This is a genomic window from Paracidovorax sp., from assembly GCF_057642795.1.
Window position 1 is genome coordinate 54,086 of record NZ_JBXYZY010000040.1, and the last position, 13,112, is coordinate 67,197.

The window sequence follows — 13,112 nt, forward strand, 5'->3', positions numbered from 1 at the left end:
GGACCTAAAAAGAAAAGTCCTGGAAGACTTCGGGCATGGCGGCTTGCATGGCTTCGGCTTCCTTGGCTTCGTACGTGGCCTTGTCCCACAGCTCGAAGTGGTTGCCCATGCCCAGCAGCATGGTGTCGCGGGTGATGCCGGCCGCCTGACGCAGCTCAGGCGACACCAGGACGCGGCCCGTGCCATCCATCTCCACGTCCTGCGCATTGCCCAGGAAAATGCGCTTCCACCACTGGGCGGACATGGGTAGCTCGGCGATGCGTTCGCGGAATTTTTCCCATTCGGGGCGCGGGAACACCATCAGGCAGCCATGCGGATGCTTGGTGATGGTGAGCTGGCCAGCCGCCGTCGCCGAGAGGACGTCGCGATGCCGGGTCGGCACAGACAGCCGCCCCTTGGCATCGAGACTCAGCGATGACGCCCCTTGAAACACGAATGGAACCCCAGGTTGGTGGTGACCTTTTCGACCCCGGAATGGAGCAAAAAGGCACTTCTCACCACTTAATTGCACTTTTTCCCACTGTAGCAGGAAAAGCACACCTTTCAAGAGGGGTTACACAAAACTTTGCAATGAAATCAAGGACTTAGAAGCGAATCCCAAAGGGGGAATCCGCTGAAAATCCTTATCGTGCAAGTACTTAGGTGGTGGTATGCAAGTGGAACCTGAAGCCTCGAGCAGCAGGGCCGAGAAGGATCACAAGATGTATCGGGACAGGTCTTCGTCCTGGCTCAGGGTCTGCAGCCTTGCATCGACATAGGCGGCGTCGATGGACACCGTGTGACCCGATAGTCGGACCGCATCGAAGCTCACCTCATCCAGCAGGCGTTCCATCACGGTGGACAGGCGCCGGGCGCCGATGTTCTCGGTGCGCTCGTTCACCTCGAAGGCGATGCGAGCCAGCCGGGTGATGCCTTCGGGGGTGAACTCCAGCGTCACGCCCTCGGTGGCCAGCAGTGCCTGGTACTGCTTGACCAGCGAGGCATGCGTGCTGGTGAGGATGGCCTCGAAATCCTGCACCGACAGCGACTCCAGCTCCACGCGGATGGGAAAGCGCCCCTGCAGCTCGGGGATCAAGTCGCTGGGCTTGGACAGGTGAAAGGCGCCCGAGGCGATGAACAGGATGTGGTCGGTCTTGACCATGCCGTACTTGGTGGACACCGTGGTGCCCTCCACCAGCGGCAGCAGGTCGCGCTGCACGCCCTGGCGCGACACGTCGGAGCCGCTCGCCTCCTGGCGGGTGGCAACCTTGTCGATCTCGTCCAAAAAGACGATGCCGTTCTGCTCGGCGTTCTGCAGGGCGCGGGTCTTCACATCCTCCTCGTTGACGAGCTTGGCGGCTTCCTCGTCGGTCAGCTGCTTGAGCGCCTCGCCGATCTTGAGCTTGCGCGTCTTGCGGCGCTCCTGCCCCATCTGGCTGAACATGCCGCGCAGTTGTTCGGCCATCTCTTCCATCCCTTGCGGGCCCATGATCTCCAGCTGCGGGCGGGGGTCGGCCAGCTCGATCTCGATGTCCTTGTCGTTCAGCAGGCCCTCGCGCAGCTTCTTGCGGAAGACCTGGCGGGCGGTGTTGTCGGCCGGGGGCGTATCGCCCGTGCCGCGCGCGGCGGGCACCAGCACGTCGAGGATGCGGTCTTCGGCCGCGTCTTCGGCGCGGGCGCGCAGGCCCTTCATGTCGGCCTCGCGCGTCTGCTTGACGGCCATCTCGACCAGGTCACGGATGATGGAATCGACATCCTTGCCCACATAGCCCACCTCGGTGAACTTGGTCGCCTCGACCTTGATGAACGGCGCATCGGCCAGCCGAGCCAGCCGGCGGGCGATCTCGGTCTTGCCCACGCCGGTGGGGCCGATCATGAGGATGTTCTTGGGCGTGATCTCCTGACGCAGGCCGCCGTCCACCTGCTGGCGACGCCAGCGGTTGCGCAGCGCGATGGCCACGGCGCGCTTGGCGCCGTGCTGGCCCACGATGTGGCGGTCGAGTTCGGAGACGATTTCCTGGGGGGTCATGGAGGACATGTGCGGTGCCTGCCTTTGCAGTTCAAAGCCAAAACGGCCACCTGCGCACGATTTATCTGCGCAGGCAGCTACCAAATCAATAGCAAATCGAGAGGTGATGCAGCCCGGGGGCAGCGCTCACAGCGTCTCGATGGTGTGGTTCATGTTGGTGTAGATGCAGAGCTCGCCGGCGATCTCCAGCGACTTCTTCACCACCTCCTGGGCCGACAGCTCGGTGTGGTTCAGCAGCGCCTTGGCGGCCGAATGCGCGTAGGCGCCGCCGGAACCGATGGCGACGATGCCCTGCTCGGGCTCCAGCACGTCGCCGTTGCCGGTGATGATGAGCGAAGCGCTCGCATCGGCCACGGCCAGCATGGCCTCCAGGCGGCGCAGCACACGGTCGGTACGCCAGTCCTTGGTCAGCTCGATGGCGGCGCGTGTCAGATGGCCCTGGTGCTTTTCCAGCTTGGCTTCGAAACGCTCAAAAAGGGTGAACGCATCTGCCGTGGCACCGGCGAAGCCCGCCAGCACCTTGCCGTGATAGAGCTTGCGCACCTTGCGCGCAGTGCCCTTGACCACGATGTTGCCCAGGGTGACCTGGCCGTCGCCGCCGATGGCGACCTGGATGCCGTCCGCCGTCTGGCGGCGGACGCTGAGGATGGTGGTGCCGTGAAACTGTTCCATAGCGCCAGAGGATGGGGGCGCAGGCGGGGATTGCAAGCAGGCGGGACCGGCTGCATGACGGGCGGCGCGGCGCGAGCCCTGCCCGACGGCGCCCGCTCAGTGTGCGCGCGGCACGACGCGCGCGTGCTCGTTGATGCCGATCACGTTGAAGAACACCGCCACCAGCCGCGAGAGTTGCACGAACTGCACGACATGCCCCTGCGCCTGCAGGTCCGCCGCCCAATTCAGCACCGAACCCGCAGCAGCGAAATCGATCCGGATCAGCCGATCGCACGCCACCACCAGCGGCGCGCCAGCCTGGACCAGCTCCTGCAACGGTGCCAGCAGCGGCATGGCATCGCCCTCCACCACACCGGCCAGGGAGGGCCGAGGCTCGTCACCCAGCGGCAGGCGACACGAATCCAGTCCCTCGCCGAAGCCTGACAGGGAGGCGCACCCCAGTTCCTCGAGTGCAGCTCCATCGGTGCTGCCGCCACCGCCGAGGCACACGCAACGCGGCGGCATCCAGCAAGGGGGAGACACCTCGTAGGTCACGCAGTAGTCCAGCGCCACCAGCTCAAACTCTTCCAGCCGCCCCATCAGCCGCAGGGCCGCAAGGCGTAGCCGCCAAGCCTGTGGTGGCGTGCTGCCGTCGCCCGAAGGCGTGGCGGCCTGCAGCACGTCGAGCAGGACATCCACGCTGTGGAACACCAGCCGCACGTCATCCCGGTCGGCCCACTGGGTGAAAACCTCGGCCAGAGCGGGCATGGCCGCGCTGTCGATGGTCCTCAATCGCGACCAGGTGAGATCCCAGGGTGCCGCGGCGCGCTGGGTCGCCGCCTGCAGCCCCGCCACGGACCGGGGCCCGAGTTCGAGAGGCGCGGCCCAGCGGAATTCCCGCACCGGCAAAGCGGGCGGCGGCTCTGCGGGTGCTTGCGCAGACACGCCAGCCAGCTCCGGCACCGAGAACCACAGTGGCGCGGAACGGTCGAAGCGGGCGGCGAATTCGATGGCCAGCGCATCGAAAGGCTCCTGACGACCGGTGGAGCGGAAGAGGTCGAACAACGCCATCCACAGTTCGAACTGCCGGGCCGGTGGATCCTGGGCGCGCTGCGCCAGCACTGCACGCAGCGCGGCCTCCGCGCCTGCCGCGTCGCCATGGGCGAAGCGGATGGCGGCCTCTTCCAGATCAGGATCGTGCTGCACAGCGGCAGGCTCGGTGACGCCAACGCGTGCGGCAGGAACCGCTGGAGGGGGTGCTGCGTCCGCGCGGACCCACGGGCGCGCCGCCCAGGCATACGCAGACACGTCACCCCCGCGTTCGTGCTCATCCTGCGCCAGCGCGGAAAGGCGGAACGGAAGGGTCGGCGCAAACGCGCGGGCCTGCTGCGTATCGGTCTCCGAAGGGTGCAGCAGGGAAGATGGAAGGGTGGTGGCCGCCTGGAAGGCTGTGGACGCGGGGGGCGGTGCCGAGGAGGACGACGAGCCCCCCGCCGGCGAGGGGCGCCCCCGCCACCACTGCTGAGACATCTGCGCCTCGATTTCGTCGATCTTGCGGATCGTGCCGGCGCGGTCGTCGGACGAGGAGCCAGCCAGGCCGCTGTCGACTTCGAGGAGCGACGCGCGCAGAGCCGCGTCGTCGTCGGTGCGCTGGCCTTGCAGGGCGTCGCGCTGGCGCAGGCTACGCAGTTGATCGAATTCGCGGCGCCGCACGAAGTCGTTGCGGCGCTTGCGCTCGATCATCTCCTTGAGCATCTGCTTGCTGTACTGGCTGTCGCGGTCGTCCTGCGACGCTTCAGCATCCGCCCACGGGGCAGTCGGGTGGCGCACAAAGCGCACCACTCTCGACAGCAGTCCCCGGGAGGGCTCTTCCTTGCTCATGGGTGGGTGGCGCGGCAGCCGGGTTGACGGTGGGCCTGGCAGCAGAGCGCGTGAGCGTGTGGGTCAGTCCCCAAACATCTTCTGTTTGAGCTCGCGACGCTGCTGCGCTTCAAGCGACAGCGTGGCAGTCGGGCGCGCCAGCAGGCGCCCCACACCGATGGGCTCGCCGGTTTCGTCGCAGTAGCCGTAATCGCCGGCATCGATGCGGGCGATGGACTGCTCGATCTTCTTGAGCAGCTTGCGCTCGCGATCACGAGTGCGCAGCTCCAGAGCATGCTCTTCCTCGATGGTGGCGCGGTCAGCGGGGTCGGGCACGACGACGGTGTCTTCGCGCAGGTGCTCGGTGGTCTCGCCGGCGCTGTTGTGGATGTCCTGCTTGAGCTGAACCAGCTTGTGGCGGAAGAACGCCATCTGCTTTTCGTTCATGTACTCGCTGTCGGGCATGGCCATCACTTCGGCGTCGGTCAGCTCTTCGACCGCCTTGTTCTTCCAGTTATTGGCCAGCTTGGGATCTTTCTTGGCGGCCGCCACGGGGGATTGGGCTTGCATGGTGGTAGGCATGGTGAGTTATGAGCTGGCTAAGGCGCCGTGAGGGGCCGCCGGGGGTTCCAAGGATGGTACGGTCAATCGCTGCAGACAGATAGCGGACGCCCGCCACATTCCAAAAACCGCCACGCAGCCCCAGGGAACCAAGGCTGCGGTGCAGGGATCGGACGGACGCCTTGTCTACCGCTTTCCTGTCGTTTCGCTCTGGGCACTCCCCCGCGTGGACCGTTCCGGCCTGAAGCCAGGCAGCGAGCCGTCGGGGGTTTTGCCGGGGCGCGATTGTATCGACCTGCGCCCGAAGCGAAACCCCTTCGGGCCCTGCGACGGAAAAATACGGCCTTCTCCTACGGAATGCGACAGCGCCCTGCCGGCCGCCTCAAGCCCATGCGCCCTTGCGGGTTCTTCAAAGGGCTGTCAAACCAGGCACTGCTCCAGGCCCTGCATGAAGATGTCCCTGGGCAGGTCGATGCCGATGAACACCATCTTGCTCATGCGCTTCTCGCCCTCGGCCCACTGTGGACCCAGGTCGCTGCCCATGAGCTGGTGCACCCCCTGGAAAATCACCTTGCGCTCGGTGCCCTTCATGTCCAGCACGCCCTTGTAGCGCAGCATGCGCGGGCCGTAGATATTGACGATGGCGCCCAGGAAATCTTCCAGCTTGGCAGGATCGAAAGGTCGCTCGGCGCGATAGACGAAGCTCTTGACGTCGTCGTCGTGGTGATGGTGGTGGCCATGGCCGCCGTGCTGGTGCGAAGGATGATCGCAATGCTCGCCGTGCTTGTGGTCATGGTCGTGGTGCTCATGCCCGTGATCGTGTCCCTGGTGGTCATGGTCATGGTCATGGCCGCCCTCTTCCTTGAGGAAGTCCGGGTCGATGTCGAGCTTGGCGTTCAGGTTGAAGCCGCGCAGGTCCAGCACCTCGGCGATGGGCACCTCGCCGAAATGCACGGCCTTGATCGGGGCACGCGGGTTCATGTGCTTGAGCCGGTGGATCAGCGCATCGGTCTCCGCGGCCGTGACCAGGTCGGTCTTGGACAGGAAGATCTGGTCGGCAAAGCCCACCTGACGGCGCGCCTCCTGGCGATCGTTGAGCTGCTGCGCCGCGTGCTTGGCGTCCACCAGGGTGATGATGGAATCAATCAGGTACGACTCGGCGATCTCCTCGTCCATGAAGAAGGTCTGCGCCACCGGGCCGGGGTCGGCCACGCCGGTGGTCTCGATGACGATGCGGTCGAAGGCCAGTTCGCCCTTGCGGCGCTTGGCGGCCAGGTCCTGCAGCGTCTCGCGCAGGTCTTCGCGGATGGTGCAGCAGATGCAGCCGTTGCTCATCTGGACGATCTGCTCCTTCGAGTCGGTCACGAGGATGTCGTTGTCGATGTTCTCCTCGCCGAATTCGTTCTCGATGACGGCGATCTTCTGGCCGTGGGCTTCGGTCAACACGCGCTTGAGCAGCGTGGTCTTGCCCGAGCCGAGGAAGCCGGTGAGGATGGTGACGGGAATGAGGGACATATCGGCAACGCTTTCGAAGGGAGGAATTCGGAGGATGCGCCCTCACGGAGACAGGCGCGTTGCAAAAGTCTAGCGAAGCTGTCAAGCCCCAGGAGCGACATGGGCGTGTGCTTCCAAAAGCGTTCAGGGGCGCGCACTCTGTTACACAGTTGTGCGACATTGATGTTCATCGCCCGATCGAAATCCCCTTACCCCAAGCCCGGCCATGGATTTTCAATTGACCGCCGACCTGCTGGACTCGCTCGGCATCGCGCTATGCATCTTCGACGGCCAGGAGCGAACGGTGCTCTGGAATGCCGCGTTCCTCCGTCTTTTCCCGGAGCATGACGGCCACGTGCATGCAGGCGAGCCGTACACCGAGAACCTGCGCCGCTTCTACCGGGGCCGGCTGGCGCCCGAAGATCTGCCCCACCTCGACCGCTTCATCGCCGACGGCCTGCAGCGCTTCCGCTCGCACACCCAGCCGTTCGTGTTCCTGCACAGGGGACGCTGGCTGCGCGTGGCCGCAGCGCCCCGCAAGGACGGCGGCCAGATCCGCATCTGGCTGCAGGTGGCAGCGGCCGAAGCCTACGGGCATCACGCTCCCGGCGTGGAATCCGCAGAGTCGACCGACGGCCCGAACCTGCTGCCGCCTTCCGACACCCAGCAGATGCTGGAGGACATGGGCGAGGCCGCCACCGTCATGGACGGCGAAGGCCACGTGCTCTTCGCCAACGACCGCTTCCTCACGCTCTATGACCTGTCGTCCAAGGCGGCTCTGCGGGGCCGCACCTATGCGCAGATCGTGCAGCGGCTCTGGGACGCGGCGCCCGACCCCGAGGAGCGCGCGCGGCACCAGGAAGACCTCGCGGCTGCGCTGCGCGACGCTGCGCTCTTCGCCGGCGCCCCTTTCGAGCTGCCCCTGCCCGGGGGACGCTGGCTGCGCGTGGCCATGAACCGCAGCGCCGGTGGCCAGAGCTATGCACTGCACACCGACATCACCGGCATCAAGCGTAACGAGAGCGAACTGCGCGCCAGCGAGCATCAGCTGCGCGTGCTGGCCGAGCAATTGCGCAGCGAGACCCAGCGCGACATGCTGACCGGACTGCTCAACCGCCGCAGCCTGCAGGCGCTGCTGCACGAGCTGTGCCACCAGGCGGGCCCGCATGCCCTGCTGTTCATCGACCTGGACGGCTTCAAGGCCGTGAACGACCAGGCCGGCCATGCGGCCGGAGACCAGGTGCTGCGGCGCGTGGCCCGGCGTCTGGCCCAGTGCGTGCGGCAGTGCGACACCCTGGTGCGCCTGGGCGGCGATGAATTCGTGCTGGTGCTGCCGCACTGCGCCGAGGCGCCGGCGCAGAAGGTGGGCCAGCACATCATCGACACGCTGAGCGACAAGGATTTCGTGCTGGACGGCGGCCAGCGCTTCCGCGTGGGGGCCAGCATCGGCGTGCGGCTCTTCGGCGGGGCGGCCGAGGCGGCCGATACGCTGCTGGCCGACGCGGATGCAGCCTGCTATGCCGCCAAGCGCGCCGGCCGCGGGCGGGTCGAGATGGCCGCGCCGGCCCGCTCGGGCCTCAACCCTTGCGCATCACCGCCAGCCCCTTGAGGTATTCGCCCTCGGGGAACTCCAGCGTCATCGGATGGTCGGGCGCGCCGGCCAGGCGCTCCAGGATATAGCCGTCCACCCCCGCGTCGGCACCGGCCGAGGCCACGATCTTGTGGAACAGGTCGGCGCTGATGCCGCCCGAGCACGAGAAGGTGAACAGCATGCCGCCCGGCTCCAGCAGCTGCAGGGCCAGGCGGTTGATGTCTTTGTAGGCCCGCGCGGCCCGCTCGGCATGCACCGCCGTGGGCGCGAACTTCGGCGGGTCCAGCACGATGGCGTCGAAGGTGCGGCCGTCCTTGAGGAACTGGCGCAGCGAGGCGTTCACATCCGCATCGAGGAAATCCGCGCGTGCCATGTCGAAGCCGTTGAGCGCCACGTGCGCCCGGGCGCGTTCCAGCGCCGGGCCCGACGAATCGATGGAGGTGACGTGCCCCGCACCCCCCGCCAGCGCCGCCACCGAGAAGCCGCCCGTGTAGCAAAAGCAGTTCAGCACGCGCTGGGAACCCAGGCGCCGCACGGTCTCGAAGAACCGCTGGCGGCTGTCGCGCTGGTCCAGATAGAAGCCGGTCTTGTGGCCTTCGGCGATGTTGAGCGTGAGCTGCCAGCCGTGTTCGCGCAGCGACCGCTCCAACGGCACCGGCGAGCCATCGTCCCGCTGGCCGCCGCGCAGCCAGCCGGTGGCGGGCTGCAGACCTTCCAGCTGGCGCACGCTGGCGTCGGAACGCTCGTAGAGGTGCCGCGCGCCCGTGGCCTGCAGCAGCGCGTCGGCGATCACGCTCTTCCAGCGCTCGGTGCCGGCGCTGGTGAACTGGGCCACCAGCACGCAGGCGTCGCCCTCGCCGTCGCCATAGCGGTCCACGATCAGGCCGGGCAGGCCGTCGGATTCGCCATGCACCAGGCGCACCCCGTCGCTCTCTATGGCAAAACGGCTCCGCGCCTTGATGGATGCTTGGCATGCAGCTATGAAAAACGGAGCATCGATGCGCTGCTTCTCGTCGAAGCTCCAGACCCGGGCACGGATGCGCGAGGCCGGGCTGAACGCAGCCCAGGCCAGGAAGCGCCCCTCGGCGGACTCCACGCGCACCGTCTCGCCGCTGTCGCCGCCGCCCTTGGCGATGGCCGACTCGAAGATCCAGGGATGGCGGCGCAGGAGCGAACGTTCCTTGCCAGGTCGCAGGCGAATGGTTTTCATGGGGGCGTATTGTGATGCCGGGGCGCTGACGCCGGCAGCCTGCGGGCATCAAAAACGATAGCTGGATGCGCCCGCAGCATCTGGGCCGGCCTGCGCTTTCACGCAGTGCTGGGGTTTCCCACCCTGCCGGCAGCCCAGGCGCGCGCTACCCTGGCAGGGCCATGCCGCCCGCCATCGCCTCCACCCCTTCCGGCTCTTCCCTGCTGCCCGACGGCATCGCCGTGCTCGAACGCGGCTGGCTGTCGGCCAACAACATTCTGCTGACCGACCCTGAAGGGCGCTGCGGCGCCGCGCTGGTGGACAGCGGCTACTGCACCCACGCGGAACAGACCGTCGCGCTGGTGCAGGCGCGGCTGCCACCGGGCGCCCCACTCGCCCTGCTGGTCAACACCCACCTGCACAGCGACCACTGCGGCGGCAACGCCGCGATGCAGGCGCACTTTGCCGGCCTGCGTACGCTGATCCCGCCCGGCCAGGCCGCCCTGGTGCGCGACTGGGACCCCGACGCCCTGAGCTACACGCCCACCGGCCAGGACTGCCCGCGCTTTCGCTTCGACGGCGTGCTGCAGCCCGGGCGCCCGCTGCGCCTGGGCGGGCGCCACTGGCAGGTGCATGCGACCCCAGGGCACGACACGCACTCGGTGGTGCTGTTCGAGCCCGAGTCGCGGGTGCTGATCTCGGCCGATGCACTCTGGGAGAACGGCTTCGGCGTGGTCTTTCCGGAGCTGGAGGGCGAGCAGGCCTTCGCCGCCGTGGCCGCCACGCTGGACCGCATCGAGGCGCTGGCCCCGGTCATCGTCATTCCCGGCCACGGACCGGTCTTCACCGACGTGGCGGGCGCCTTGGCCACCGCCCGGCGCCGGCTGGACAGCTTCGTGCAGAGCCCCGCACGCCACGCCCTCTACGCCGCCAAGGTGCTGCTGAAATACAAACTGCTGGAATGGCAGCAGGCGCCGGAGGCACAGGTGCGGGCCTGGGCGACTGCCACGCCCTACTTCGGGATGCTGCACGCGCGCCATTTCGGCGGCACGCCGTTCACTGAATGGACGAGCGAATTGCTATCGGCGCTGGAAGCCAGCGGCGCTGCCCGGCGGGCGGACGGCTGGCTGCACAACGCCTGACGCAGGCCACGCGCCCAACTCAAGGCAGATCCTTGGACGGGTCCGGCCGGCTCATGTCGCGCGGGCCCACCGTGCCCAGCCGACCCTTGATGGACTGCGGCTGACCCGTGAGCAGGGCGGCGTAGAACGTGGTGTTGGAGAGCACCTTTTTCACGTAGTCGCGCGTTTCGGGGAACGGCACGTTCTCGGCCCATATCGCCGCGTCGAGCACCGGGCCGTTGCGCCAGTTGCGGGGGCGCCCCGGGCCGGCGTTGTAGGCGGCGGCGGCCAGGGCCATGGAGCCGTCGAAATCGTCCAGCGCCAGCTTGAGGTAGGCCGTGCCGATGGCGATGTTGGTGTCGCGGTCGTTGATTTGGTCGGGCGTGAAGCCGGCCATGCCGATCTTGCGCGCCGTCCAGCGGGCCGTGGCGGGCATGACCTGCATCAGGCCCGAGGCGCCGACGCCCGAGCGCGCATCCATGATGAAGCGGCTTTCCTGGCGGATCAGGCCATAGACGTAGGCCGGGTCCAGGCCGATGCCCTGGGCGCGCGCCACCACCGCGTCGCGGAACGGCGTGGGAAAGCGCTGGCTGGCATCGAACGAGGTCTTGGTGCGCTCGCTGGTGTTGATGCAGCGGTCCCAGACCTGCTGGGAGCAGGCGAAATCGGCGGCGGCCAGCAGCTCGCGCTCGGCCAGGCCCCCTGGCGTGTGCAGGTTGGTGCCGTAGTTCCATTCGCGCACGCCTTCGCCGCGCAGGCCGAGCTGGATGGCGTAGAGCCCGCGCGCCAGGCTGGGGTTGGCGCGGGCGGCGGCCTTTTCCTCGGCCGTGAGCGGCGCAGGCACGGGCGGCACCGTCACGCGCTGGCCCAGCTCTTCCAGCGCCAGCTGCTCGTAGAAACCGCTGGGGCCGGCGATCCGTTCGAGCAGCTTCTTGATCTCGGCGCGGTCGTCGTCGCCCGGGCGCTGGGCCATGAGGGAGCGCGCCTTCCAGTAGATCCAGGTGCTGTCGTTGCGGGCCTCGGGGCTCATGGCGTCGATGGCGCGGCCGGCCACCTTCCACTGCCCGGCGCGCAGGGCGGCACGCACCTTCCAGGCCAGCATGTCGTCGGTCAGGTCGGCATCGCGGGTGACGTTGCCGTAATAGCCCAGCGCATCGTCCGACAGCGAGGCCGCGGCCTGCCGGCCGAGCACGCCCCAGGTCCAGTTGCGTTCCTCAGGCGAGAGCTGCACGCCCCATTTGCTGTCGAGCAGGCGCGCGGCCTGCGCCACGTCGTTGCGGGACAGCCGGATGAGGGCCAGCACGACCAGCTCGTGGCTGACCTGGGTGCTGGCGCTGGCGCGGCCCGTGAGATATTTGATGGGGTTGTCCAGCACGTCGCGCAGCTGCGGCAGGGCCTCGGGCGCGACGATGCCGACGGCGTCTCGCACCACGCGCGAGCGGTTGGCATCAGCGCCCAGGCGGGCCTTGCGCCAGATGTCGAGGGACTTGAGCTTGCGGCTGGCGAACAGCTCGGACGCGGCGTTGGTGCAGCCGTCGTCGCCGTCGCGCTGGGCATACCAGAGGCGCAGCACCTCGCCGGCCGCGCTGGCCGGGGCCGCGCCCTTGATGTGGTCAATGGTGATGGCATAGCAGCGCACCTCGCGGTCGTCGCCCATGCGGTAGGCGGCGTGCAGGTCTGCGAACTGGCCCCAGTCGCGCCGCTGGCCCAGCAGCAGCAGCCAGTCGTTGCGCAGACGGTCCTCCTGATAGGTGCCGGCATAGCGCCGCAGGAAGTCGGCCACCTCGGCGGGCGAGGCGTCCTGCAGGCGGGCCTTGAGCTCCCAGTAGGCGGCCCAGGGTTCCAGCGGGTTCCCGCGGGCATAGGGCAGCAGGCTGGTGAGCGCCTGGCGATCGCCCTTGCGGTAGGCCTTCTGCATTTCCAGCACGGCCTCGTCGCCCCGGTTTTGCGCCGCGGCAAGCGGCGCGGTGGCGGCCAGCACGGTGGCGGCCAGAAGCGGTGTCAGAATCTTGTGGATCAGCATGAGGGAATTATGTGATGGACAAAGCAGCCCTGCGCCGCGCCCTGATTGAAGAACGCCTGAACCTGCCCGATCGCCTACAGCGCGCCGACCTGCTGCAGCGCGTGATGCGCATCTGGCTGGTGGACCGGCCCGACACCATCATCGGCGCCTACTGGCCCATCAAGGGCGAGTTCGACCCCCTGCCCGCGCTGCATCGCTGGAAGGAAGACGGCGAGCTGCTCGACGAGCCGCAGCGCCGCCGCATCGGCCTGCCGGTGGTCAACAAGCAAACGAAGACCCTCACCTTTCATGCCTGGCACCCGGGCTGCCCCATGGAAGAGGACGCCTACGGCATCCCCAAGCCGAAGGACACCGAGATCATCGTGCCCACCCTGCTCTTCGTGCCCTGCGTGGGCTACGGCATCGGCGGCTACCGGCTGGGCTATGGCGGCGGCTTCTACGACCGCACGCTGGCCACGCTGCAGCCGGCGCCCGTCACGGTGGGTCTGGGCTTCACGCACGGCTTCATCGAAGACTTCGAGCCCGAGGCGCACGACCGGCCGCTGGATGCCATCCTGAACGACAACGGCGTGGTCTGGCCGATCTAGCGCGGCTGCCCCCCGCCGATGCGCGGG

The 13,112-nt window shown here is 67.7% G+C and carries 11 protein-coding genes; 3 read left to right on the forward strand and 8 right to left on the reverse strand.

Annotated features, from left to right (window positions below; genetic code table 11):
• Positions 1-4 precede the first annotated feature (4 nt).
• The 6 genes from mraZ to AC3A84_RS16440 form a co-directional block, all read right to left on the reverse strand.
• Entirely contained in the window at positions 5-433 is a 429-nt protein-coding gene (gene mraZ, locus AC3A84_RS16415; protein ID WP_092940640.1) for a division/cell wall cluster transcriptional repressor MraZ, read from the reverse strand.
• Positions 434-694: 261 nt separating this feature from the next.
• A complete protein-coding gene (gene hslU / locus AC3A84_RS16420; protein WP_487971108.1) occupies positions 695-2,017 on the reverse strand; it encodes an ATP-dependent protease ATPase subunit HslU in 1,323 nt (440 codons plus the stop codon).
• Between the two features lie 117 nt (positions 2,018-2,134).
• Positions 2,135-2,680 carry an ATP-dependent protease subunit HslV gene (gene hslV / locus AC3A84_RS16425; RefSeq protein WP_092940642.1) on the reverse strand — a complete coding sequence of 182 codons (546 nt, stop codon included), beginning with the start codon at positions 2,678-2,680 and terminating at the stop codon, positions 2,135-2,137.
• A 96-nt stretch (positions 2,681-2,776) separates the two neighbouring features.
• The gene (locus AC3A84_RS16430; RefSeq protein ID WP_487971109.1) at positions 2,777-4,540 is read right to left on the reverse strand and encodes an STAS domain-containing protein; all 1,764 of its coding nucleotides are present in this window, start codon (positions 4,538-4,540) and stop codon (positions 2,777-2,779) included.
• Positions 4,541-4,603: 63 nt separating this feature from the next.
• Positions 4,604-5,089: an RNA polymerase-binding protein DksA gene (dksA, locus tag AC3A84_RS16435; RefSeq protein WP_487971110.1), complete on the reverse strand. Its 486-nt coding sequence runs from the start codon at positions 5,087-5,089 to the stop codon at positions 4,604-4,606.
• A 411-nt stretch (positions 5,090-5,500) separates the two neighbouring features.
• The gene (locus AC3A84_RS16440) at positions 5,501-6,595 is read right to left on the reverse strand and encodes a CobW family GTP-binding protein (RefSeq protein ID WP_487971111.1); all 1,095 of its coding nucleotides are present in this window, start codon (positions 6,593-6,595) and stop codon (positions 5,501-5,503) included.
• 205 nt (positions 6,596-6,800) lie between these two features.
• On the opposite strand from AC3A84_RS16440, the gene AC3A84_RS16445 reads away from it, so the two are divergent.
• Positions 6,801-8,183: a diguanylate cyclase domain-containing protein gene (locus AC3A84_RS16445; protein ID WP_487971112.1), complete on the forward strand. Its 1,383-nt coding sequence runs from the start codon at positions 6,801-6,803 to the stop codon at positions 8,181-8,183.
• On the opposite strand, the gene AC3A84_RS16450 is transcribed toward AC3A84_RS16445, so the two are convergent.
• Entirely contained in the window at positions 8,152-9,375 is a 1,224-nt protein-coding gene (locus AC3A84_RS16450; RefSeq protein WP_487971113.1) for a class I SAM-dependent rRNA methyltransferase, read from the reverse strand. The two genes, AC3A84_RS16445 and AC3A84_RS16450, sit on opposite strands and share 32 nt — an antisense overlap.
• Before the next feature lie 161 nt (positions 9,376-9,536).
• Here AC3A84_RS16450 and AC3A84_RS16455 point away from each other — a divergent pair, with 161 nt between their 5' ends.
• Entirely contained in the window at positions 9,537-10,496 is a 960-nt protein-coding gene (locus tag AC3A84_RS16455; protein ID WP_487971114.1) for an MBL fold metallo-hydrolase, read from the forward strand.
• Between the two features lie 19 nt (positions 10,497-10,515).
• Here AC3A84_RS16455 and AC3A84_RS16460 read toward each other — a convergent pair whose 3' ends face one another.
• Positions 10,516-12,498 (reverse strand): lytic transglycosylase domain-containing protein, encoded by a 1,983-nt coding sequence (locus AC3A84_RS16460; RefSeq protein WP_487971115.1) that lies wholly within the window; start codon positions 12,496-12,498, stop codon positions 10,516-10,518.
• 14 nt (positions 12,499-12,512) lie between these two features.
• Here AC3A84_RS16460 and AC3A84_RS16465 point away from each other — a divergent pair, with 14 nt between their 5' ends.
• Positions 12,513-13,085, forward strand: coding sequence for a 5-formyltetrahydrofolate cyclo-ligase (locus tag AC3A84_RS16465; RefSeq protein WP_487971116.1), 573 nt, complete (start codon positions 12,513-12,515; stop codon positions 13,083-13,085).
• Positions 13,086-13,112: the final 27 nt, after the last annotated feature.